A 24,011-nucleotide genomic window follows, 5' to 3' on the forward strand; every position below is an offset into this window, starting at 1 on the left:
AGAATGTTAAAACTGTTTAAAACCCTCCTGAAAGTCGGCGATACCACGGTGAAATATCCGTTTAAGCCACTTGAGGTCAGTCACGGATTCCGTGGCAAACCACAATATGATGCCGGGCAATGCATTGCCTGCGGTGCCTGCACGATGGCCTGCCCCGCCAATGCGCTGACGATGGAAACCGATCTTGCTAAGGGCACTCGCCAGTGGCAGCTGTTCCTGGGACGTTGCATTTTTTGTGGCCGCTGTGAAGAAGTCTGCCCGACCCGCGCCATTGTATTGTCACAAGAGTTTGAATTGGCGGTATTCAATAAAGCCGATTTATATCAGCGCGCCACCTTTACTCTCGCCCATTGCCAGCAGTGCCGGCAGCCTTTTGCGCCGAAAAAAGAGGTGGATTACGTCATGGCACTGTTGATTCATTCCGGGATGAGCGCTGAAGATGTCGAACAACAACGGTCTCATTTTGAAACCTGTCCTGACTGTAAGCGCAAACAGAATATTGTTAGTCATCACAATGTGATGCTCAATCAGCACCGCAATGAGGGGAGCAACTCATGAGCCAACCACATTCATCGAAACCAACTTGGGGCCATCACGTTAGCCAACCTGCGGCACTTGACTCTTCTATCGCCCAGTTAAAAGGCAAATTACTGAAAGATATCAAACGCTCGGCTTACGTGTATCGAGTGGACTGCGGCGGCTGTAATGGCTGTGAAATCGAGATTTTTTCCTCGATTACGCCGGTATTCGACACCGAGCGCTTTGGTATCAAAGTGGTTGCCTCACCACGCCATGCGGATATTTTACTGTTCACCGGTGCCGTCACTCGCGCCATGCGCACACCGGCCTTACGTGCTTATGAATCCGCTCCTGATCCCAAAATTTGTGTCTCTTATGGCGCTTGTGGTTGCGGCGGCGGCATCTTCCACGACCTGTATTGTGTCTGGGGCGGCAGCGATACCATTGTGCCGATTGATGTTTATATCCCCGGTTGCCCTCCCACTCCGGCAGCGACCATTTATGGCTTTGCGGTCGCTTTGGGCTTGTTGGAACAAAAGCTAAAAGGTGAGGATCACCAGCAAGCCGCCGATGAACGCGTGGCGCTTATTCACCCTGATGCCCCGCTAACGCTGCGGGTATTATTAGAACGTGAGGCCCGCCGTATGGCTGGGTATCGTCACGGGCGTGAAATCACTGACCGCTTTTTGTCATTACTGGTCAATCAACCGTTGCAAGGGCTGGAACAGCGCTGCCAGAGCTACCTCCAGCAACAAGATGATCCGCGTTTAAATGAGATATTTGTCAACCTGCAACAGATAACCCTGATGCAACTGGCGGGAGGGCGTATTGATGACCGCTAAAGTCATTTTTTATGCGCTGAACCAGAAGTTCCTCGACAGTGATGAAGACATGCCCGAGCAGGCGCAGCAAGTGATGTATTACTCACTGGCTATCGGCCACCATGTCGGCGTCATTGATTGCTTAAAAGCCATTATGGCATGTCCACTGGCTGAGTATGAGCAGTGGTTCAGTCAATTACCCGAAGGTGAAGCTCGCCGCAAAATGGCGGGTTTGCTGAAATTTGGCGAAATCACCATCGACAGCACCCATACCCAATTGCTGGCCCAAGCCTTTGCGCCACTGGCACAGAATGCAGATTCATTGCATCAGCCCTGGAGCCAACAACTGCTGCAAACCCTGTACGATATTGAGCAGGAACCGGCAATTTATTTAATGGTGAAGCGCCGCCCATGAAACATCAATATCCAGTCACAAATGTCGTGTTAACCGTCGGCAATAGCATGATGGGCGATGATGGCGCTGGCCCGTTACTGGCTGAGCGTATGACAGAGCAACCCTTAGCTGGCTGGCAAGTTATCGACGGCGGCTCGGCACCGGAAAATGTGGTGCATCGCATTCGTGCTTTGCAGCCCACCCGCCTGATTATTGTTGATGCCGCCGATATGGAACTGTCTCCAGGAGAGATTCGTATTATTGATCCGGAGAAAATTGCCGAGATGTTCATCATGAGCACGCATAATTTACCGCTCAATTTTCTGATTGATCAGTTAAAGGAAGATATCAGCGAAGTTATCTTCGTTGGCATCCAACCTACCCTGGTAGCGTTCTACTTCCCGATGACCGATGTTGTCAAACAGGCCGTCGAAACACTGTATCAGCAATTACCGCACTGGCACGGTGACGGTGGGTTTAGCCACCTCTAATTGAGTGACGGTGTGGCGTCGTCAAATTTGCCGACGTCACACCTGCCGACAGTTTCCCTTCAGTTACGCCTCCTCGATAAAAACCATAAATCCTTTTAAAACAATTAGATTTATTAACTTCTATCGAACCTCTTCAAATTGGCATAAACCATGCAGTATGTAAGGTAATGAGCCAGATTGACTGATCAAAACGTGAATCTGCCAGAACCACTCAATTTATGCCCAATAGCTTTCAAGTTGCAGGAAGGCGGCAAGGGAGTGAATCCCGATGTGCTGACTCAAGTCAGTGATTCGGGTGATTGAGCGTAGCCAACACATCTGAACTTTGAAAGATGACGGCATAGATACCCAATAGCTTTCAATGTGCAGGAAGGCGGCAAGGGAGTGAATCCCGATGAGCTGACTCAAGTCAGTGATTCGGGTAATTGAACGCAGCCAACACACCTGAACTTTGAAAGATGAAGGGTAAGGAGAGGAAACAATGAACCGGTTCATAATCGCAGACCCAAAAAACTGTATTGGCTGCCGCACCTGTGAGGTTGCCTGCGTGCTGGCACACAACGGCGGCAAGCTGGATACCATGACCAAAGCCAATTTCGCCCCGCGCTTGAAAGTGGTTAAAGGAATGAATGTCAGTACCACCATTATGTGCCGTCACTGTGAGGATGCGCCTTGTGCCAATGTTTGCCCGAACGGCGCGATTGTACGGGCGGCAGACAGTATTCAGGTGTTGCAGGAAAAATGCATTGGCTGCAAAACCTGCGTCGTTGCCTGCCCCTACGGTGCCATGAACGTGGTGACCAAACAGGTTGAAGTGATGTTCAACGGCCTCTCGCAGGGCTTTTGCCTGAAAGCTGAAGCGCAAAAGTGTGATTTATGTGAAGGGCGTGCCGCCGGGCCGGCCTGCATCTCAGTTTGCCCCACTCAGGCACTACACCTGATTGGTCGTGACACCCTGCAAGCCATGCTACGCAAGAAACAGCTGCGCGCCGCACTGGACGAAGCCAACGAGATGAACTTTTGAACAAAGGATAATTAATATGCACAAGGCACTCACTGTCTGTCCTTACTGCGGCTCCGGCTGCAAAATCAATTTACTGGTCGAAAACGGCAAAGTTGTTGGCGCTGAAGGGGCAAATGGCGTCACCAATCAGGGTGAACTTTGTCTGAAAGGCTATTATGGCTGGGATTTTCTCAATGATACCAAGCTGCTGACGCCGCGCTTAAAACAGCCGATGATCCGTCGTCAAAAAGGCGGCAAGCTGGAAGCGGTTTCCTGGGACGAAGCTATCGAGTTCGCCAGCGGTAAATTACGCGCAATTAAAGAAAAATATGGCCCACAAGCTATTATGCACACCGGTTCGTCCCGTGGGCCGGGCAATGAAACCAACTATGTGATGCAAAAATTTGCCCGCGCAGTCACTGGCAGTAACAACATTGACTGCTGTGCTCGCGTGTGTCACGGCCCATCAGTCGCGGGTTTGCAGGTGACTCTGGGTAACGGCGCGATGAGTAATTCCATCTGCGAGATTGAAGATACCAAATGTATTTTAGTGTTTGGCTATAACGCCGCTGATTCACACCCAATCGTGGCTCGCCGCATTCTCAAAGCCAAAGAGAAAGGCGCTAAAGTTATTGTTTGCGATCCACGCCATATCGAAACTGCGCGTATCGCCGATCTGTGGCTACCATTGAAAAATGGCTCCAATATGGCGCTGGTGAATGCATTCGCCAACGTGCTTATTACCGAAGAACTCTACGATAAAGACTATGTTTCGCGTTATACCGAAGGTTTTGACGAATATCGTGAAATAGTCGCCAAATACACACCGGAATATGTCGAAAGCATCACCGGCCTGTCAGCACAAACCATTCGTGAAGCGATGCGCATCTATGCTGCCGCACCTTCTGCCACCATTTTATGGGGTATGGGTGTTACCCAGTGGGGCCAGGGCGTGGATGTGGTTAAAGGGTTGTCAGGATTAGCGCTGCTAACAGGCAATTTAGGCCGCCCAAATGTCGGCGTTGGCCCAGTGCGCGGGCAAAATAACGTGCAAGGTGCCTGCGACATGGGGGCATTACCTAATATGTACCCCGGTTATCAAGCCGTAACTGCCCCTGCAACATTGGAGAAGTTTGCCAAAGCCTGGGGGGTTCCTTCTCTTTCGGACGAAATTGGCTACTCGCTGACTGATGTTCCGCACAAGATTAAAGAAGGAAAAATCAAAGCCAACTATGTGATGGGCGAAGACCCGCTGCAAACCGAACCAGACCTTTCGATGATGCGCGAGGCATTCAGCGAATTGGACTTGCTGATTGTACAAGACATCTTTATGACCAAAACTGCCGCCGAAGCCGACGTTATTTTCCCAGCAACGTCGTGGGGCGAACATGAAGGCGTTTATTCTGCCGCCGACCGGGGTTTCCAACGGTTTGAGAAAGCAGTAGAACCCCAAGGTGACGTCAAACCGGATTGGGAAATTATCAGCCTAATGGCGACAGCCCTCGGCTATCCGATGAAATACCACAATACTAAAGAGATTTGGGACGAACTACGCGAGCTATGCCCGCTGTATTACGGTGCAACTTACGAAAAAATGGCCGGTTTGGGCTATGTTCCGTGGCCTTGTACTACTGAAGACAGCCCCGGCACACCGTGGTTATATGCGGGTAATAAGTTTGACCGCCCCGGCGGCAAAGGGCTGTTGTTTGCCAGCGAATGGCGTGCGCCAATGGAACAGGTGGATGAAGAATACCCGCTGGTGCTGTGTACCGTGCGTGAAGTCGGCCACTATTCCTGCCGCTCCATGACCGGCAACTGCTCAGCATTACAAACACTCGCCGATGAACCGGGTTACGTGCAAATCAGCCCGCAGGATGCAGATAAAATGCGCTTGCAGGACCAACAATTGGTATGGGTTGCATCGCGGCGCGGTAAGGTTATTACTCGGGTGTCAGTCAGTGAACGTATTAATGTCGGCGCGGTATATATGACTTATCAGTGGTGGATCGGCGCGTGTAATGAGCTGACACTGGACCATCTGGACCCTATTTCCAAAACGCCGGAATATAAGTATTGTGCGGTGAAATTGGAGGCCATTGCCGATCAAACTTGGGCGGAAAATTACGTGCAGCAAGAGTATAGTCAGTTGAAGGCGCGGTTACGTAGGGAAGCCGAAGTATTTTAATCTGTTAACGGCTACTGCGCTTTGCCATTCTGGGTTTACGCAGTGCTCGCCACCGTCATGTACTGATTCGACAGCTAATGCTCTACGAATAAAGTGCTAGTGGGCCAAGGGTTGACCACGCCAGGGGGCACTTCGGCGGCTTACGCCGCTGACGACCCCAACGGCGTGTTTCCCCTTGGTTCAACTCTGCTGCTTACGAAAATAGAATATAAATCAGAACAAAGAAAACAATGATATGAGTTACTCCATTCCATCTTCGTCTTCGATACTTTTTACTGATATTCCTAACCGCTGCATCCGTGATAACAAAGTAGTGCGTTTCAACCCTAACTTAATTGCGGCACCTTTCGGCCCGGCAACCACGCCATTGGTTTCTCGTAATACCCGAATAATTCGCGCACGTTCAGATTCTGAAAACTCTGGCTCTTCACTCTCAGGTAATAATGGTTTGTGAACCACTCGCTCCAATACAGGTTTCGCCACTTCTAATGGCGATAAATGATATTCCAGTTCTTGTAACTGCAAATTTAACGTGGTGCCACGGCTGAGGATCACTGCGCGCTCAATCACATTTTCCAGTTCGCGAATATTACCCGGCCAAGGTAGGCGGCTGAGTAAACGCAATGTCTCACCCGGAATGGTATCAATAGTGCGGTTCATCCGTTTAGCTATTTTCTGAGTAAAGAATTTCACCAGTAAAGGAATATCTTCCGGGCGTTCACGCAAAGGTGGAATCACAATTGGGAAGACATTCAGTCGATAATAGAGGTCACTGCGGTATTCCCGATTCACCATCATCGATTTTAAATCGCGGTTGGTTGCGGCAATTAGCCGAACATCAACCGGAATAATTTTACTGCCCCCTAATCGCTCTATTTCTCTCTCTTGGAGCACCCGCAGGAGCTTCGGTTGCAATTCAAGAGGAATATCCCCGACCTCATCAAGAAATAACGTACCGCCATCCGCCATTTCAAAGCGACCAATGCGCTGTGACGCGGCACCGGTATAAGCCCCCTTTTCATGACCAAACAGATCACTCTCCATTAAACCGGAGGGAATCGCCGCACAGTTCATTTTCACCATGCGTTTATTCTTACGGGTACTTAAATTATGGATAGCCCGGGCAATTAACTCTTTACCGGTGCCGGTTTCACCCAGAATTAATACCGTACAGTCACTGGATGCCACCATTTCAACCTGTTCCAACACCGCTCGAATAGCTGTGCTGTGACCAATAATTTCACCAAACTCTTCATTATGAATAATCTGGTCAGTCAAATAGAGATTTTCATTGACCAATGAATCTTTCAGGCGGGTAATTTCATGGTAAGCCAAGGCGTTATCGACAGCGATAGCAATGCGCGCGGCTATTTGTCGTAACAGTTTAAGGTTACTGTCGGTGAAAATATCACTCTGACATTGTGCTAATTTTAATATGCCTAGCATCTTATGGCCGAAAAATAGTGGTAACAGGCAAACTACCTGTAAGCCAGCATCCAGCATGTTTGCCAGTTGTTTATCATCCGGAGCCAAAAGAGCAATATCAGCCAGGTTAACGAGCAATAATTCCCGGCGGTGTAAAACCTGCCCGGCGAGTGTACCCGTCATATCAACCCAGGCTTGTTGATGCTGTACCGCTTTACCCGACTGGTAACGGGTAGAAAAAACATTCAGTTTACTTTTGTCATTGTGCGTACCACATATTGCCAAACTGATGTAATCAATATTGAAAAAGCGGTGTATCTCTTTTGAGACCTCCGCCGCTAATACATCCAACTCCAGTTTAGAAATAACCGTATTGGTGACATCCACTAATATCCGAAAATGATCCCGTTCAAAGCGCAACCGTTCGCGCTCGGAGAATGCCCGGTTTATCTCAGTAATATTATCGACAGCAATAGCCACCACTTCTGCCAATAACCCCAGAAAGGTAATAGCTTGCTCATCAAACTGACTGCTATCGGTTTTAATAAACTCAACACAGCCCGACCAATGGTTATCATGGCCCAAAGGGAAATGGCAACCAGAATGTAATTCCTGATACGGTGCTAAATCACCAACAGCAGAAAACTCCCTTTGCATACGGCGACTATCAGTTTGCAAAGGCGTCTGTTGCTGCCAGGCCAGCCCACCGGGGCCTTCGGCAAATAAAATATTTTGCGACGCCACAACGGTGTCAGACACATCATCGTGGGTATAGAGCGTCATTTGGTTATACAGGGGGTTAAGCAGTAATAAATTGACCCGCTGGAAACGAACGACAGAAAAAGAGAGTTTCCTGAGTTCGTTAACTAAATCGGTTATATCCCGCAGCAATAATAACTTTTTCGATACCGTGAACAATGTGTCTTGCCAGACTTGAGCCAATGTGGGGCGGGGTAATTTTTTTGCGCTATCCATATATACCCAAAGTAATTAAGCCCAAAAAATGGTTGATAACTACCTTAAAGTATTGAAATAAACAAATATATATTAAATCGCGATAAGCTTGATCTGGATTAACAAACTATTTCAGCAAAATTGCAGGGCACAGCCCTATTGCAATCACGTCTCATTTACAGAACACGTCGCCACCGCTATATAATAAAATGCATATTGCCATTATTTATAGCAATTTATAATGCCCCAATACCGAACTCTGACATAAATATAAAAAGCCAGTCTGATTAACTCCAAACTGGCTTTCATTATTACTCTATTTTTCACAGCCAATGACCGATTATTTCTTCTTGGCGTATTTCAGTGAGTCCAGAGCGACCGCAAAGATAATGATCGCGCCTTTAATAATGTACTGCCAGTACGGGTTCACACCGATATAGGTTAATCCGTAGTTAATCACGGTAAAGATGATAACCCCGGTCACAACACCGATAACGGTACCGACACCACCACTGAAGGATACCCCGCCCACCACACAAGCAGCTATCGCATCTAACTCATACATAAAGCCCAAGTTATTGGTCGCACTACCGATTCGGCCAGCTTCCAACATCCCGCCGAAGGCATAGAACACCCCAGACAGCGCATAAATCATGATTAAGTTTAGTGGCACATTCACACCAGAAACTTTTGCTGCTTCTGGGTTACCACCGATGGCGAAAATATTTTTACCAAAGCGCGTTTTATTCCATAACACCCAAACAAACCCGATAGCAATCAATGCATAGAAGGTAATGTAAGAGAGTTTGAAATCACCAAATCGCAAGAACCCTTGTGCAAAGGTTGAGAATGCAGGGTCAAAACCGGCAATCGGTGATGCACCCACGAAGTCGTAATACAAGGAGTTAATCCCGTAAACAATAATCATGGTGCCCAATGTGGTAATAAATGGTGTCACATTCAGATAAGCAATGATAATACCGTTGACCAAACCGATAATCGCGCCAATCAAACACACGGTTAAAATAACGATTGGGATAGGTACAGTCTGCAAATCTGGGAAAACTTTATTAACGTTATCCATGGCTTGCAGCATGGTTGCTGCAACCACCGCCGCTAACCCCACCTGACGACCGGCTGACAGGTCGGTACCTTGAGTCACAATCAGCCCTGCAACACCGAGCGCGATAATAATACGCACGGAAGATTGGGTCAGAATATTACTTAAGTTCATAAGACTTAAAAATGTCGGATCCTTGACAATAATGACTGCCAGTAATACGAATAATACGACGTAAATCCCGCTCTCTTTAAGGTAAGTGAGCATACTTTTCTTATTTAACGCATTCATAATAAGAACCTTCGACTAGATTAGAGATGCAAGGATGCAAGACGTAATATTTCATTTTGCGTGGTTTGTTTGGTTTCAACAATCCCCGCAACTTGACCATTACTCATTACCAAAATTCTGTCAGTGATCCCTAATAGCTCCGGCATTTCAGAGGAAATAATAATAATTCCTTTGCCTTTCTTCGCTAGTTCAGTCATTAACTGATAGATTTCAAACTTAGCACCGACATCGATCCCCCTAGTCGGTTCATCCAACATTAATATTTCTGGTTGAGTTAATAGCCAGCGGCCAATAATAACTTTCTGCTGGTTTCCACCCGATAAAGAACCAATACTGGTGCGATGGCCTGGGGTTTTTACTCGCATAGCATCGATAACCCATTGGGTATCGCTCTTCATGCGAGTATTATCCAGCAGCCCGAATTTATTTTTATAATTACGAATATTAGAAATCAGGGAATTAAAACCCACATCGAGATAAGCATAAATCCCGGTGGAGCGACGCTCTTCCGTCACTAATGCAAAACCGTGATTAATGGCTTCATTGGCGCTGTGGTTATTAATACTCTTACCATGCAATTTAATCGTACCAGCCACTTTCTCGCGGATACCAAATAATGTTTCAACAATGTCGGTGCGCTTAGCACCCACCAATCCGGCAATCCCCAGAATCTCACCTTTATGCAGATCAAAGGACACATCACGGATTGAAGGCTGACGCAGTGAGGTCAGATTCTTCACTTCCAGAATGATCTCACCGGGCTTGTTGAGGCGGTCTGGAAAACGCTGACTCAATGAGCGCCCGACCATCATCGAGATTATTTGATCCATGCTCAGCCCTTCCAGCGGCTGAGTAGCAATCCACTGACCATCACGCAAAATAGTGATTTCATCACACAGTTGGAATATCTCTTCCATCTTATGGGAGATATAAACAATTCCGCAGCCGCGTTCTTTCAATTTACGGATAATAGTAAATAGATGATTAACTTCTTTCTCGGTTAACGAGGAAGTCGGCTCATCCATAATGACAATTTTTGCATTGTAGGAGAAAGCTTTAGCAATCTCGATCATTTGCATTTGGGATACCGATAAAGTGGCAACTTTATCGCGTGGATCAATATCAATATCCAATTCATCGAAAATAGCTTTGGTATCTTTGTACATTTTATCCTGATCGACAAAGAAACCTTTGGTTGGGTAACGCCCCAGCCACATGTTATCCATTACGGTGCGTTGTAATACCAGGTTTAACTCCTGATGTACCATCGACACACCATGCTCTAATGCTTCTTTAGAACTTTTAAATTCTATTTCTTGCCCCTGGAAGAGAATACTCCCGGAGTCTTTTTTATAGATACCAAACAGACATTTTAATAGCGTTGACTTACCTGCACCATTTTCGCCCATTAAGGCATGGATAGAATTTGGCCGCACTTTAAGATTTACGTTATCTAACGCCTTTACGCCCGGAAATGATTTATTAATATTACTCATTTCCAGCAACCACTCGCGAGGTTGTGCTGTATTAATATCGGCCATAGTTGTACCTGGCTAAGAATCGCTACTGAATTGCTGGGTATAAAATTCCCGCCTGCCAGCGCGCGCTCTAAAATAAGGATCAATGCAACAGAAAACCTTCAGCCCCGACACTGGACAGCCCGCTTAAGTATCGGGACCTGAAGGTTAATATTTATTTCCTACCCATTGTTCTTGGGCATCTAGCAAATATCGACCGCTATTTAGTAAATTCAGCCAGGTTATCTTTATCAACACCAACGTATGGAATACGTACAATTTTGTTGTCGATTTTCCAGGTGGTGCCTTCAGCAGCAGGTTTGCCGGCCGCCAGGTTTTTAGCCAGATCAAAGGTCGCTTTCGCCTGATTGTTGGCATCATTTAGAACAGTACCGGCCATTTTACCTGATTTCACCAGAGCCAGAGCTTCTGGTAAGGCATCCACACCAAACACTGGAATGCTGGCTTTGTTATGCGCTTTCAACGCTTCAACTGCGCCCATTGCCATAGCATCGTTATTGGCAATAACCACTTCGATTTTGTTTGCATTCGGGCCAGACAACCAGGCATCCATCTTATCTTTGGCTTGTGCGGTATCCCACATTGCAGTATCTAGCTGCAACTGCTGCGTTGGAATACCTTTCTCGTTAAGGGTCTTGATGACATAAGTAGTACGAGCTTCAGCATCTGGGTGGCCCGGCTCACCTTTCAACAGCACAAATTGAATTTTGCCATCTTTGTTCAGATCCCAATTTGGATTGGCCTGCCAATGTTTGGCGATCAACTCCCCCTGAATAACGCCAGATTCTTTGGAGTCAGTACCGACATAATAAGCTTTGTCGTAGCTATCAAGCGCCTTGCGTGAAGGTTCTTTGTTATAGAACACGATTGGGACATCGTTTGCGCGGGCTTTATCAATAACCACTGGCGCTGCTGCCGGGTCAACCAGGTTGATTGCCAGCGCTTTTACGCCTTTAGCCAGCAACACGTCAATTTGATCGTTTTGCTTGGATTGGTCATTCTGGGAGTCGTTCATCAGCAGGGTAACGTCAGGGGATGCTTTAGCATCTTTCTCAATAGCTTTACGTACCACGGACATAAAGTTGTCATCATACTTATAAATAGTGACACCAATACGGGTATCAGCTTGAGCAACCGCGCCAAACATCATGCTGGCAGCCAGGGTTGCTAATGTGAAAACCTTCTTATTCATTTGTATCTCCGGGTTTATGTAGGGTTGTACAGGGTGATGTTTTTATCCGGCAACTGATGACATATTGATACATTAAGGTAGAAAACCACTAGAGCATAGACGTGGCGTTGTTAAGAATCTGTGAATTTTCTCACAGATTGAAAACGGTTACACAAGAATAAATTCCGAACTAGTGAGCGATACCACAATTTGCGACAGAATGACGCGGCACTAATGTGGGTTGAAAACAATAAGCAGCATGTGGATCAGATTCACGACTTGCCCCATCCAGAGCCAGTTCGGTAGCTAAAGTCGCCATAGAAACAATGGGATAACGCACTGTAGTCAGATTGGGGCTGGTATAGTGAGCAATGGGGATGTCATCGAACCCCACCAGCGAGAACTGCTCCGGAACGCTAATACCGTTTTCCTTCAGCACTGCCAAGGCGCCAGCAGCCATTGAGTCGTTATAGGCAAACACCGCACTGAGCTGTAAATTGCGCCCCAGTAGGTCAATCATGGCACGCTCGCCCCCAACCAAATCAGGCGTACCCCATGCACGCCAACTCTCTGGCGCAGTGATGCCTGCCTCTTTAAGAGCATTCAGGTAACCGCACTGACGTTGAATGACATCATCGATAGGGTGATTGGAACCGAGGAAACCAATACGCTGATGGCCTTTTTTGAGCAGCAGACGACACGCCATTTGCGCACCGCTAACATTGTCTAATCCGACACAACGGTGCTCAAATCCGGGAATAATTCGATTAATCAGAACCATACCGGGAACTTGCTCTAAAAAGGCAATTAACTCGCGGTTACTCAAAGCCTTAGCGTGAACTACCAGGGCATTGCAGCGTTGACGCAGCAACACCTCGATAGCATGGCGTTCTTTGTCTGCCTGGTGATAGCTATTACCGATTAACAGATATTTTTGATGCCGCTGTGCCACAGTGTCTACCGCTTTCACCAATGCACCAAAAAAGGGATCAGACACATCCATCACCACCACACCGATCGTATCGCTACTTTGAGTGGCCAATGCCTGTGCATTAGCATTAGGGCGGTAGTCCAGCTCTGACACCGCCTTCAGCACCGCAGCTCGAGTTTCTGGTCGGATAGAGGCGCTGTTATTAAGCACTCTTGATACTGTGGCCAGCGAAACGCCCGCCCGTGAGGCCACATCGCGAATAGTTATACTGTTTCCAGCTGAATACAAAGCGGCCATGACCTTATCCTGTGTCTTATTTTGTCAATAAGTCGCCATGCATATGTTGAGCACAACCTGTCATGGCAGGTGGCCTATCCTACCCAGTTTGTTGAGATTTCCACGTGAAATACGTCACAAGAAAGAAAACGTTTACATACAAATTTGCAACCCGCCAGACCACTTTCACTTTACAGTGTTATTCATAGCTTAGTGTTACGAGGTTGTAACGATTGACCGCAGGCATAGGCGGTCAGTTTACGCCACAGCCACTCCACTGGGCCCTGAGTAAAATAGCGCAGCCAAAGCAGTGAAAAAATCACGTTGCACAGCCAGACCAGCGGAACAACCGCTAACAGTTGTAAACGATCCAGCTGCTGATATAAGCCGAAGTGATAGAAGATCAGCGTACATAGCAATGTCTGCAATAAATAATTGCTCAATGCCATGCGGCCAACCTGTGCCAGCCAATGGCTGACGCACCAGCGCGATAATGTTGGCCAGAAGCCATAAAGTAAGGCCAGATAGCCTACCGCCTGCAAGGGTGCGCCAAGCTCACGCGGTACTTGTAGCAAAAAACCGGCCCAGCGGAAATCCCATCCGACCATCCATTGCAGCGCCACACCCGGTATTTGGATAACTAATGAAAGCGGTATCAAACAGGCGGCCAACAAACGGTAATGACGCAGACTGAATTCGCCACGTAACCAACCACAACGCATCAGCCCGGCCCCCAATAGCATTGAACCCGCCAGTTCCCAGCCATATTGTGCGCCGATAGCAATCAAATTGGATGACAATAGATCGAGCCGGTTTTTCCAGGCTTCAACCCCACCTTGTAATTTCCAGAATTGCTCATATTGCAAATCAGCCGGCCCCGGTTGCCAGAAACGGCCCGGCTCCCCGCTGGTGACAAACCCCAGCAGCAATAATACCGCCACCCCGAGTAAATAAAGCACCGCCCCGGTGCGTAATAAGCTGGCTGCATCTTTGGCATCACGAATCATTCGCCAACATACCAGGCCAATTAACCCATAAGCGAACAGTATGTCTCCATCCCAAAAGAAGATGCCGTGGATTAATCCCAGCAACAACAAGATAGAAAGCCGCGCCCTAATCCAGCCTTTACCACGTTTAAGCAGCAGCTCCAGACCGGCACCAAATAAGATAGCAAAAATAGACAGAAACTTGGCTTGCGCGACGATATCAAGAATGGCCCACGTCCAGCTATCAGACACAGAAGGCAGACCAAGGTAAGCGGGATTAAGATAAGCGGCTTTTGGTAAGCCAAAGGCACTGATATTGAGCAGCAAAATGCCAAGGATGGCCAGCCCTCGCGCACTGTCTAACGTTGCGATGCGTTGACGCATACCCGACATCCTGTATTAGGGGCACCCATTGGTGCCCGCTCTGGCAAAAGGCTAATTAGCCGTTGTAGTGTTAGCTATTATGACGAACAGCGCGCAGGAACTCCTGGCGAGTATTCTGGCTGGATTTAAACAACCCGCCTAACGATGTTGTTGTGGTCGCACTGGTTGCATCGCGGATGCCGCGTGCTTTGACACAATAATGTACCGCATCAATGGAAACAGCGACATTATTTGTCCCTAACAAGGTCTGCAACGCCAACAGGATTTGCTGTGTCAGCCGCTCTTGGACTTGTGGGCGCTGGGCGAAAAACTGCACGATACGGTTGATTTTAGATAAGCCAATCACACTGTCTTTCGGAATATAGGCCACAGTAGCTTTACCGTCGATGGTGACAAAATGATGCTCACAAGTGCTGGTCAACGTGATATCTCGCACCGTCACCATCTCATCAACCTTCATTTTATTCTGGATCAGTGTGATTTTAGGGAAATTTTCGTAATCCAGTCCAGAGAAAATCTCATCAACATACATCTTGGCAATACGTCTTGGTGTATCGGCCAGGCTATCGTCAGATAAATCAAGATTCAACAATTGCATGACTTGCGTCATATGTTCCTGAATCCGGGTCTTGCGCGTTTGTGCATCTAATTCTTGTTTGCGCAATGGGGTTTCAAGGCCACGGGCCAGCAGTGCTTCATGAACCAACTCGGCTTCTTTACTTAGCGATGACATTCTTTTCTCCAACAGGCGTACGCGTCCGAACAGATAAACATGATGTAGATCACGTTCGGATTTTGCTCCCCACTGTAGTGGAGAGCAAAATGATTATCCAGTGATTGTTCTCCATCGCAGGCAGATATTCAAAGTGCTTTTTTCTCATAATAAGATGAAATAACTGCATCTGCGGCACCGCTCCCCCTCTCAATCAGCCGATAGCGGCTTCACAGGTGCGGGCTGGCGTTTTAATCACCAGGCCACCGGCGATGATCAGCGCTACCACTGCGACATACAATGCAGGCTCCAGCCGATGAGTCAATGCTGTCGATGTGGCAGATAACAGCGGGCCGACTAACTGCCCGATGGCATAACCTGTGGTTAGCAAACCCGCCATATAACGGGTGTGATCGGGTGCCAGCTCACGGCCATGCTGTAATGAAAGTTGCACCACACTGAGGAAGCCGCCACCAGTCAGCAACGCGCCCAGAACCAGCCCGTTCACCCCAGGCACCCATTCAGCACACAACACACCCAATGCCTGAACCCACAGCGTCAATGCCAGACGTGTCTGTGATGTCAGCCGATGGCGGGTTGCAATACCGAGCATAATACCAATCACCGCCGCCCCACCAAACACTGGCCAGACAAACTGGGCAAATAGGCTATCCGGGAAACGAGCGCTTGCCATCTGCGATAAAAAGGTTGCCGGTAAGATATAGCCAAAGCCCGCCAGACTGTAGCTCCACACCAACCGTTTCAGCGCGGGTGTCAACGTCAGTGGGATGGCGGCAATATACGGTCGATGTAACTCACCACTACGCGGCAGATTGATGCTAATGGCCGCAATAATAATCAGCGCCAATACGCCATAAACGCCCCATGCTTGGGCTGCTGATAGGCCATAGTTATGAATCGTCACAGCCAACATACCGCTAATGAATATTCCAGCCCCCGGCCCCGCGAAAACTGCGGCGCTGAGTGCCGGGCGACCAAAATGCGCCAATCGTTCATTGGTCCAGGCCGCGATCAATACCATCGACCAACCACTGGCCCAGCCGATAGCAAAACGCACCACACCATGCCACCACAGCCCATCTACCAGCGCAGATAGCAATGTTAATGTTACCGCCCCCCACAAGCCTAGCCATAAACGGCGCTCGACATGGCGGCTGGCCCGCATGGCATCAAAAGCACCAAACAGATATCCCAGATAATTAAACGCCGCGACCAGCCCCGCGCCAGTCAGAGTGAATTGATGCTCTGCAATCATCAACGGTACTTGTGGTGTAAACGCAAAACGGCCAATACCCATTGCTACTACCAATGCCAAAAAACCACTTAATGCGATTCTTAATGCCATCTGCCCTGCCCATTGGTTGCTGTCAGCTCATTGCACTGCCAGCCGGTGAAAAGAAAGTTGCCAATATCATGCCTGAGCATTAGAATCACAAAAAATGAATAATACTAACCAAGTTCATCACAAAAAGAGAACAGTTATGGATCTGACCCAGCTGCGCATGTTTTGCTGCGTGGCAGAAACCGGTTCCGTTGCCCGAGCAGCGGAGCAGATGCACCGCGTCCCGTCAAACCTGACGACACGCCTGCGCCAGCTTGAAATTGAGCTGGGTGCAGATCTATTCATTCGTGAAAAGCAGCGTCTGCGCCTGTCACCGATGGGGCATAACTTTCTCTGCTACGCCAACCGTATTCTGGCCCTGAGCGAAGAGGCAATGCGCATTACCCATGCCGGTGAACCGGCGGGTAATTTCCCGTTAGGCTCAATGGAAAGCACCGCAGCCACTCGCCTGCCCAACCTGCTCGCGGCATATCATCAGCGCTATCCCAAAGTCTCTTTGTCGCTAACCACAGGAACCTCCGGTGAAATCATCGAACAAGTCCGAGCCGGAACACTGGCGACAGCATTGGTTGATGGCCCGGTACAGCATGATGAACTGCACGGCTGCCGCTCTTTCGAAGAGCGATTAGTTATCATTTCCTGTCTGGATCATCTACCGATTAATCAAGCTCGTGATGCCGTGGATGAAACTCTGTTTGCCTTCCGCCCCAGTTGTTCATACCGATTGCGACTGGAAAGCTGGTTCCGACAGGCAGGCTGTATACCTGGGCATATCATGGAAATCCAGTCTTACCACGCTATGCTCGCTTGTGTGGCAAGTGGCGCGGGGTTGGCACTGATCCCGCATTCGGTATTGGCGCTGCTCCCCGGCCATGAGCGGGTAAAAGTGCATCACCTGCCACCCAATATTGCCGAGACAGCAACCTGGCTCATTTGGCGCAAGGATGCCTTTAGCCCTAATGTCCGCGCGTTAAAAGAGCTGATTATCGAACAAATTGAAACTCAGTGACTTACCTGACGGACAGCATCTTCTCGACCATAATTTATACCGGTACTGTTGCTGACATCACAAACAGATATACGCAACAAATATGATACATAAAAACATATTTATATAACACCAATCACACATAGCTATTAGGAGAAACATCATGCAGATGATTAAAACTCGCGCCGCTGTCGCCTGGGGGCCAAACCAGCCGCTATCCGTTGAAGAAGTTGACTTGATGCCACCACAAAAAGGCGAAGTGTTGGTGCGAATTGTCGCCAGCGGAGTTTGCCACACCGACGCCTACACCTTATCGGGCAAAGATCCCGAAGGGATATTCCCAGTCATCCTCGGCCATGAAGGGGGTGGGATTGTGGAAGCCATCGGCGAAGGGGTGACCAGTGTTGCGGTGGGTGATCACGTCATTCCACTGTACACACCTGAATGCGGTGAATGTAAATTCTGCCGTTCCGGTAAGACCAACCTGTGTCAGGCAATCCGCAGTACCCAAGGTAAAGGTTTGATGCCCGATGGCACCACTCGCTTCTCTAAAAATGGTCAGCCTATTTTTCATTACATGGGCACCTCAACCTTCTCAGAATTGACTGTAGTGCCAGAAATATCACTGGCAAAAATCAATAAAGAAGCGCCATTAGAAGAAGTTTGCTTGCTGGGTTGTGGCGTCACCACTGGCATGGGGGCGGTTATCAACACGGCCAAAGTAAAACCGGGCGATACAGTGGCTATCTTCGGCTTGGGTGGCATTGGTTTATCTGCGGTTATTGGCGCACAAATGGCCGGTGCCAGCCGGATTATCGGTATCGATCTTAATACCAGTAAATTCGAGCTGGCCCGCAAACTGGGGGCGACTGACCTGATTAACCCGAAAGATTATGATAAACCTATTCAGGATGTGATTATCGAGCTGACCGATGGCGGTGTCGATTTTTCATTTGAATGCATAGGTAACGTCAATGTTATGCGTTCAGCTTTAGAGTGCTGCCATAAAGGTTGGGGCGAATCAGTCATTATCGGTGTCGCTGGCGCAGGTGAGGAAATTTCAACTCGCCCATTCCAACTGGTAACGGGCCGAATCTGGCGTGGTTCTGCTTTTGGCGGAGTCAAAGGCCGCTCAGAATTACCCGGTATTGTGCAGCAATATCTGGATGGAAAGTTTGCCTTAAACGACTTCATTACTCACACCATGGGGCTGGATCAGATCAATGAAGCCTTTGATTTAATGCATGAAGGTAAATCTATCCGTACCGTGATCCATTTTGATCAATCGTCACAAAACCATTCTTTACAAAACAAATAGAGCAGGAAGGCAGACAACGCATGAACACGTCACTTGAACTTCTCGAAGAGCACCGGATGTTTGGCGGGTGGCAGCAACGCTATCGCCATGCCGCCAGCAGCCTGAATTGCAATATGACCTTCAGCATCTATCTGCCCCCCCTACGGGATGACAACCCGCCACCGGTGCTTTACTGGCTGTCGGGGCTAACCTGTAATGATGAAAATTTCACGCTAAAAGCTGGCGCGCAGCGGATCGCGGCAGAGTTGGGTCTGGTTCTGGTAATGCCAGATACCAGCCCACGTGGCGATGAGGTGCCAAATGACGAGGGCTACGATTTAGGTCAAGGGGCAGGATTTTACCTCAATGCAACCCAAGCGCCCTGGTCTGAGCATTTTCATATGTACGACTATATCAGTCAGGAATTGCCCGCATTGATTCGCCAGCATTTTAGTGTCAGTGATCGTCAATCTATTTGTGGCCATTCAATGGGCGGCCACGGGGCATTGATGTTAGCACTGCGTAACCCGCAGCAATATCAGTCGGCCTCTGCCTTTGCGCCGATAGTCAATCCGTGTCAGGTGCCTTGGGGCCGCAAAGCCTTTACTGCGTATTTGGGTACCGATGAGAGCCAGTGGTTGCAATATGATAGCTGCCACTTACTTATACATGCCCACACCCAACTGCCGATGCTGGTAGATCAAGGTGATAGTGATCAGTTTCTGGCAGACCAGTTACAACCGGCAAAATTAGCTGAATTGGCACGGCAACGCGATTGGCCACTGACACTTCGTATTCAGCCGGGTTATGACCATAGCTATTTTACCATAGCCACATTTATTGAAGATCATCTGCGTTTCCATGCGGAATACTTACATCGCTAACGGATATAACTCAGCCGATCAACAATAATAGAAACCTTAAAGCCCCTTCGGGGGCTTTTTATTTTATAGTAAATATAGAGATTATTATCGTTACGATAATAACTAATAATCCTTTAGTTTAAAAACATAATTAATAAATTATTATAAAAAGCATGATGAAAAAAACATTGATAAAATCGGAGAAAAGAATTACAAATAAATGGCTCAATACTCACCGAGACTGAGCAACACAAAAAAGGAATAAACTTAAAAGGAGATTTATATGTTTACTTCGAATCAATCAAATGAAAGAATAAATAACGCTCATTTAATGGCATTAAAGGCTAAATTAGAGTCGTTAGATGAATCATTTAAAAATAATACATTACATATAAGTGATAACGAAATAGAAAAAATAAAAAGTAATACTCTGCGAAGTAAAATAACAGCATGGAACTGGTCAAGAAGTTTTGCTGAAGAATAGAAAAATGAACCATTCAGAAAATATTGGTTAGGCCATGAATAATTAATGGCCTAACCTTGTTACACATAGCAGTAACAGTGAAAGCAATTCAACACACCTGATATGTTTCAATATGTAGGAAGGCAGAAACAAACGCATCCAACACACTTACATGTTTGAAATCATGGGCATAAATAAAGTGAGATATTCTTGTATGTTTACAAGTGAATTCATTAATGATGTAAAGCTTAGCCCGATGGCAAGTATATTAGCGATAATAATAACGGCTTTAGGGATGCTCTCATCATTTTTAGTATTACTGCTTTATTTAACGGATAGAAGTATTGAAAGTTACCACAATGACCACACACAGATATATCGCATAGAAACTCAGTTTAACTTACCAAACGGTGACGATGTAAAATCAGCACAAGTACCTTTTCCATTGATCCCAGCATTGCAGAATGCAAAGAACATTAAAGAGGTTATCTATGCACTACGTCTATTTACAGATTTACAAGTGAATGACCAAACTCATAGCAAAGTAGAGATTTATGCCGTTAGTCCGAATTTCTTCAGTATCATTAATCCCTATAAACTGAGCAATGATCAACCTAATCTATATGAACCAAATATTTCTCAATATCGCCCCCATCTGACTCAGAATGAAATTATTATTACGCCAGAATTTAATCGTCAATATCTTCATCTGGATAATCCGGTCGGGCACGTTATCACCTTAGGGAACAAAGGCCAATTCGTCATTAAAGATATGGTTAGTTTGCATAAGGATAGCCGTTTTAAAACCAACGCCGTGATTGCATTTTCTCCCGAACTCATAGATGGCTATCATGATAAAAGGCATGATTGGTACGATATGCACGCTTATGCCTTTATTACAATGGAAGCAGGAATAAAACCCAATTCTGAACAATTGGATACACTCGTTACCCGTTACGCTCCCCAACTCCCTGGAGCACCATTTAGCCCCGAAGAATTCATTCAATTGTCTGCACGTAATATTACCGATATCCATTACGATAATGGGTTACCTGATGAGATCAGCACAGTTATTGCAAAATCCTATTTATACAGCTTATATGCAGCCGGCATTTTTATATTTCTAACAACCACTATGAACTTTTTTAATGTTAACAATGTAATAAATACCAATAAAAAAAATAGTTTCCAGATAAAAAAATCGCTCGGAGCCTCTCGTTATCAGCTATTGACTGAATCACTTTCCATCGCAATGTTACAAACTCTTTTTGTGCTCCTATTAACAATCCTCTTTCTGATTATTTTAATACAGCTATCTATAGACGTTAAAGAGTTAATTCTCATTCAAGATACTAAAACATTATTAATCTCTTTCTTTTTCACGTTAACTTCATTTTATACAGCAATACTACTTTCTCATTTAATATACTTGAGTGTTACCGTCTTTCCCAATCAATCCTGCCATTATAATATATATAATCAACAGCCAGTGTCACGCTACCTACATCAAGGAGTATTATGCATACAAATAACAACAACAGGAATAATGGTTTATTTGTGGGCAGGAATATTGACACAAAATAATTTCATGCAACATCATAATTTTGGTTATGAAAAAGACAATATAGTGACATTTACGTTAAGTTCTGAATTAACTAATCTGGCATCGATGAATAGTTTACAAAATGAATTAAAAAACACTGCAAATATAGAGTCCATCGCACTCAGTAGCTGGCAACCCTTTGACATGTCGAGGACAAATACTTCAATATCTCATCTTAATCAACAAGAGAAAGATAAGTTAGTAACAGTAAACACGCTCAACGCCAATAAACACTTCCCTGACATTTGGGGAGTTAACGTATTAGCAGGACATGAGAATATGCTGATGCCCAGTGATGATAGTAACCTTGTCCACGCGGTAGCGACACAATCCTTTATGACTTTAATGGGACAATCATCCTATGATGAAACACTGAATAGCATATTCTATATTCAGGATAATGGATCTGAACGTAAAGTAAAAGTCCTTAGAGTTATCAATGATTTTTATCTTTCGAATATAAATAAAAACACCACGCCGCTATTAATATTTATTGAAAATAAGCATCAACGATATGCCGCGATAAAATTACAACATAGACAAGATTTTGAGGAGGTTAAAAAAATACTTGAACGATACCGTGTTAATCCTATGCAGATACAAACCGTTAACCATTTACATAAAGAATATTTCAACACCCATAGGCTTATGCAAAAAACAGTTAATTTAGTTACCTTACTTTCAATCTCATTAATATTAACAAGCACAATGATCATCAGCGTATCCGAAACAAAACGAATAGGTAAGACATTAAAAATAATGGAATCCATTGGCGGATCTATTTATACTCACATTATTTTCTTTATACAAAAAAACATTTCCCCGATTATTATTGCTGCTATAGCCTCATTCTCTATTGGTTTCTTTTTATTGCATCGATGGTTGGTTCAATACCATGCTGTGGATAATCTTTCATACGTCAATGCCACTGCTATACTTTTTATTTTCATAATTAGCATAGTTGTCATTATGACTATTACGTTGATCTTTAATAAAGACAACATAAATACCAAAAAGAAATAATAAACACATGGATATAAAAATTGAAAAAAATGCGCATACAAACTTACGCATAAAATTAATTATTATAGGTGTATCCGTTATACTGATTGCTTGTTGTTTTTACATTTACTCTTTATTCACAAGCCAAAATACGTTATTAGTTGCGCGGGAAAACACTATTTTCATTACGGTTAAGCCTGAGGAATTTCAGGACGTATTAATTACACGTGCCATTACGGTACCGAAGGAAAGCACGATTATATCAAGTGAACGTGGGGGGAAAGTCATTGAAATTGCCAAAAAAGCCTTTGAAACGGTTAACAAAGGTGATGTTATCGTTCGTTTATCCAATTATGATTTCATGTTAGAAACAACCTCCAGAATGGCAGATATCACCGAACAAATAAATAATCTGCGTAATATGAAAATGCAATTGGAACAAGATAATAGGGATACCAAACTCAGCCTACAAGAAGCTCAATACCAGATCGAGGTAGTTAGCAAAAACCTTGCCAGGCATCAAGTCCTCGATACAAAATCGATGATTGCAAAATCAGAGTTAGAAAACCAAAAAGATATACTAAAAAATTGGAAAACTAAAAGTGAGATACTACTAGAACATAATAACAAAAACCAAAAATCACTCCCTAAGCAATTAAATAATATTAATGACTCTATTTTATTACTTGAAAGAATGATGAAAATGATTGAAACCGGCATCGATCAATTAGTAATAACTGTACCTATTGACGGTTCTTTATCTGTTTTGGACATTGAGTTAGGCCAGCAAATAAAACCGGGTGAAAAAATAGCAGTCGTAGATAATTTTAATTCATATTATTTCAATGTCTATTTGAGTGAATATTATTTGGACAAGATAAAACCACAAACTCGTGTTATTGCAAAAATAAATGGCCAGAATATTGTACTGCTTATTGAATCGGTCTCCACCGTTATTGATAATGGCAAGTTTAAGGCAAAGCTGACACCGATTCAATTAAATAAAGTCCCGCTAAAAAGAGGTCAATCTATTGAAATAGAAATCTCATTACAAGATGAGAAAGAGAAGATATTATTAGTACCCAATGAAAGTATTATTTCAGATAAAGATGGGGGTAACTACCTCTATGTCTACCAACAAAAACATAATCATGCAATTAAAACTAAAGTTGAAATTAAACGCCGCAACGCGGAAAAAACAGAAATAACAGCAGGGCTACATTCAGGTCAGCGCATTATCATTCCTTCATATTCAAACAGTAACGAATATAATATAATTGAGTTTAAATAA

General features: G+C 45.6%; 21 protein-coding genes. 12 read left to right on the plus strand and 9 right to left on the minus strand.

Annotated elements, in window-relative coordinates; all coding sequences use genetic code 11:
* The first annotated feature begins 3 nt into the window (after positions 1-3).
* Genes hyfH through hycI form a run of 4 tightly spaced genes read left to right on the plus strand, consistent with a single transcriptional unit; the run spans position 4 to position 2,225 of the window.
* Positions 4-558 carry a hydrogenase 4 subunit H gene (hyfH, locus tag YALDO0001_RS01825; protein WP_004699425.1) on the plus strand — a complete coding sequence of 185 codons (555 nt, stop codon included), beginning with the start codon at positions 4-6 and terminating at the stop codon, positions 556-558.
* Positions 555-1,361, plus strand: coding sequence for an NADH-quinone oxidoreductase subunit B family protein (locus YALDO0001_RS01830; protein WP_042839265.1), 807 nt, complete (start codon positions 555-557; stop codon positions 1,359-1,361). The genes hyfH and YALDO0001_RS01830 overlap by 4 nt, the downstream gene beginning before the upstream one ends.
* On the plus strand, positions 1,351-1,755 hold the full coding sequence (locus tag YALDO0001_RS01835; protein ID WP_042839266.1) for a formate hydrogenlyase maturation HycH family protein: 405 nt from the start codon (positions 1,351-1,353) through the stop codon (positions 1,753-1,755). Before YALDO0001_RS01830 ends, YALDO0001_RS01835 begins: the two co-directional genes overlap by 11 nt.
* Positions 1,752-2,225, plus strand: coding sequence for a hydrogenase maturation peptidase HycI (gene hycI, locus YALDO0001_RS01840; RefSeq protein ID WP_019082748.1), 474 nt, complete (start codon positions 1,752-1,754; stop codon positions 2,223-2,225). Before YALDO0001_RS01835 ends, hycI begins: the two co-directional genes overlap by 4 nt.
* Before the next feature lie 216 nt (positions 2,226-2,441).
* Here the strand turns inward: hycI and YALDO0001_RS19845 are convergent, their stop codons facing one another.
* Positions 2,442-2,720 (minus strand): hypothetical protein, encoded by a 279-nt coding sequence (locus YALDO0001_RS19845; RefSeq protein WP_071986366.1) that lies wholly within the window; start codon positions 2,718-2,720, stop codon positions 2,442-2,444.
* Here YALDO0001_RS19845 and YALDO0001_RS01845 point away from each other — a divergent pair.
* Positions 2,707-3,249: a 4Fe-4S dicluster domain-containing protein gene (locus tag YALDO0001_RS01845; protein ID WP_042839267.1), complete on the plus strand. Its 543-nt coding sequence runs from the start codon at positions 2,707-2,709 to the stop codon at positions 3,247-3,249. The genes YALDO0001_RS19845 and YALDO0001_RS01845 overlap by 14 nt on opposite strands.
* 16 nt (positions 3,250-3,265) lie before the next feature.
* Positions 3,266-5,413 (plus strand): formate dehydrogenase subunit alpha, encoded by a 2,148-nt coding sequence (gene fdhF / locus YALDO0001_RS01850; RefSeq protein WP_004699431.1) that lies wholly within the window; start codon positions 3,266-3,268, stop codon positions 5,411-5,413.
* A 240-nt stretch (positions 5,414-5,653) separates the two neighbouring features.
* Here fdhF and flhA read toward each other — a convergent pair whose 3' ends face one another.
* From flhA to YALDO0001_RS01890, 8 genes are all read right to left on the minus strand, one after another.
* Positions 5,654-7,813, minus strand: coding sequence for a formate hydrogenlyase transcriptional activator FlhA (flhA, locus tag YALDO0001_RS01855; RefSeq protein ID WP_004699432.1), 2,160 nt, complete (start codon positions 7,811-7,813; stop codon positions 5,654-5,656).
* Positions 7,814-8,132: 319 nt separating this feature from the next.
* Positions 8,133-9,143 (minus strand): galactose/methyl galactoside ABC transporter permease MglC, encoded by a 1,011-nt coding sequence (mglC, locus tag YALDO0001_RS01860; RefSeq protein WP_004699433.1) that lies wholly within the window; start codon positions 9,141-9,143, stop codon positions 8,133-8,135.
* 20 nt (positions 9,144-9,163) lie between these two features.
* The gene (mglA, locus tag YALDO0001_RS01865; protein WP_004699434.1) at positions 9,164-10,684 is read right to left on the minus strand and encodes a galactose/methyl galactoside ABC transporter ATP-binding protein MglA; all 1,521 of its coding nucleotides are present in this window, start codon (positions 10,682-10,684) and stop codon (positions 9,164-9,166) included.
* Between the two features lie 196 nt (positions 10,685-10,880).
* Positions 10,881-11,873 (minus strand): galactose/glucose ABC transporter substrate-binding protein MglB, encoded by a 993-nt coding sequence (gene mglB, locus YALDO0001_RS01870; protein ID WP_004699435.1) that lies wholly within the window; start codon positions 11,871-11,873, stop codon positions 10,881-10,883.
* 169 nt (positions 11,874-12,042) lie between these two features.
* On the minus strand, positions 12,043-13,080 hold the full coding sequence (gene galS, locus YALDO0001_RS01875; RefSeq protein ID WP_004699436.1) for an HTH-type transcriptional regulator GalS: 1,038 nt from the start codon (positions 13,078-13,080) through the stop codon (positions 12,043-12,045).
* Positions 13,081-13,262: 182 nt separating this feature from the next.
* Positions 13,263-14,429: a DUF418 domain-containing protein YeiB gene (yeiB, locus tag YALDO0001_RS01880; protein ID WP_004699437.1), complete on the minus strand. Its 1,167-nt coding sequence runs from the start codon at positions 14,427-14,429 to the stop codon at positions 13,263-13,265.
* A gap of 70 nt (positions 14,430-14,499) precedes the next feature.
* A complete protein-coding gene (folE, locus tag YALDO0001_RS01885) occupies positions 14,500-15,162 on the minus strand; it encodes a GTP cyclohydrolase I FolE (RefSeq protein ID WP_004699438.1) in 663 nt (220 codons plus the stop codon).
* A gap of 193 nt (positions 15,163-15,355) precedes the next feature.
* Positions 15,356-16,507, minus strand: coding sequence for a YbfB/YjiJ family MFS transporter (locus tag YALDO0001_RS01890; protein ID WP_004699439.1), 1,152 nt, complete (start codon positions 16,505-16,507; stop codon positions 15,356-15,358).
* A 136-nt stretch (positions 16,508-16,643) separates the two neighbouring features.
* Here YALDO0001_RS01890 and ptrR point away from each other — a divergent pair, with 136 nt between their 5' ends.
* The 6 genes from ptrR to darC all read left to right on the plus strand — a co-directional run bounded on the left by ptrR (position 16,644) and on the right by darC (position 24,011).
* Positions 16,644-17,513, plus strand: coding sequence for a putrescine utilization regulator PtrR (gene ptrR / locus YALDO0001_RS01895; RefSeq protein ID WP_004699440.1), 870 nt, complete (start codon positions 16,644-16,646; stop codon positions 17,511-17,513).
* A 142-nt stretch (positions 17,514-17,655) separates the two neighbouring features.
* Entirely contained in the window at positions 17,656-18,810 is a 1,155-nt protein-coding gene (locus tag YALDO0001_RS01900) for an S-(hydroxymethyl)glutathione dehydrogenase/class III alcohol dehydrogenase (protein WP_004699441.1), read from the plus strand.
* A 20-nt stretch (positions 18,811-18,830) separates the two neighbouring features.
* Positions 18,831-19,673 carry an S-formylglutathione hydrolase gene (gene fghA, locus YALDO0001_RS01905; RefSeq protein ID WP_042839268.1) on the plus strand — a complete coding sequence of 281 codons (843 nt, stop codon included), beginning with the start codon at positions 18,831-18,833 and terminating at the stop codon, positions 19,671-19,673.
* 262 nt (positions 19,674-19,935) lie between these two features.
* Complete coding sequence (gene darA, locus YALDO0001_RS01910) at positions 19,936-20,136, plus strand: darobactin family peptide antibiotic (protein ID WP_004699443.1); 201 nt, start codon at positions 19,936-19,938, stop codon at positions 20,134-20,136.
* Between the two features lie 193 nt (positions 20,137-20,329).
* Positions 20,330-22,741, plus strand: a complete 2,412-nt coding sequence (darB, locus tag YALDO0001_RS01915; protein ID WP_042839283.1) for a darobactin export ABC transporter permease subunit — start codon at positions 20,330-20,332, stop codon at positions 22,739-22,741.
* 7 nt (positions 22,742-22,748) lie between these two features.
* Entirely contained in the window at positions 22,749-24,011 is a 1,263-nt protein-coding gene (gene darC, locus YALDO0001_RS01920) for a darobactin export ABC transporter periplasmic adaptor subunit (RefSeq protein ID WP_004699445.1), read from the plus strand.

Origin of the sequence: Yersinia aldovae ATCC 35236, assembly GCF_000173735.1 — a bacterium.
Taxonomy (GTDB): Bacteria; Pseudomonadota; Gammaproteobacteria; order Enterobacterales; family Enterobacteriaceae; genus Yersinia; species Yersinia aldovae.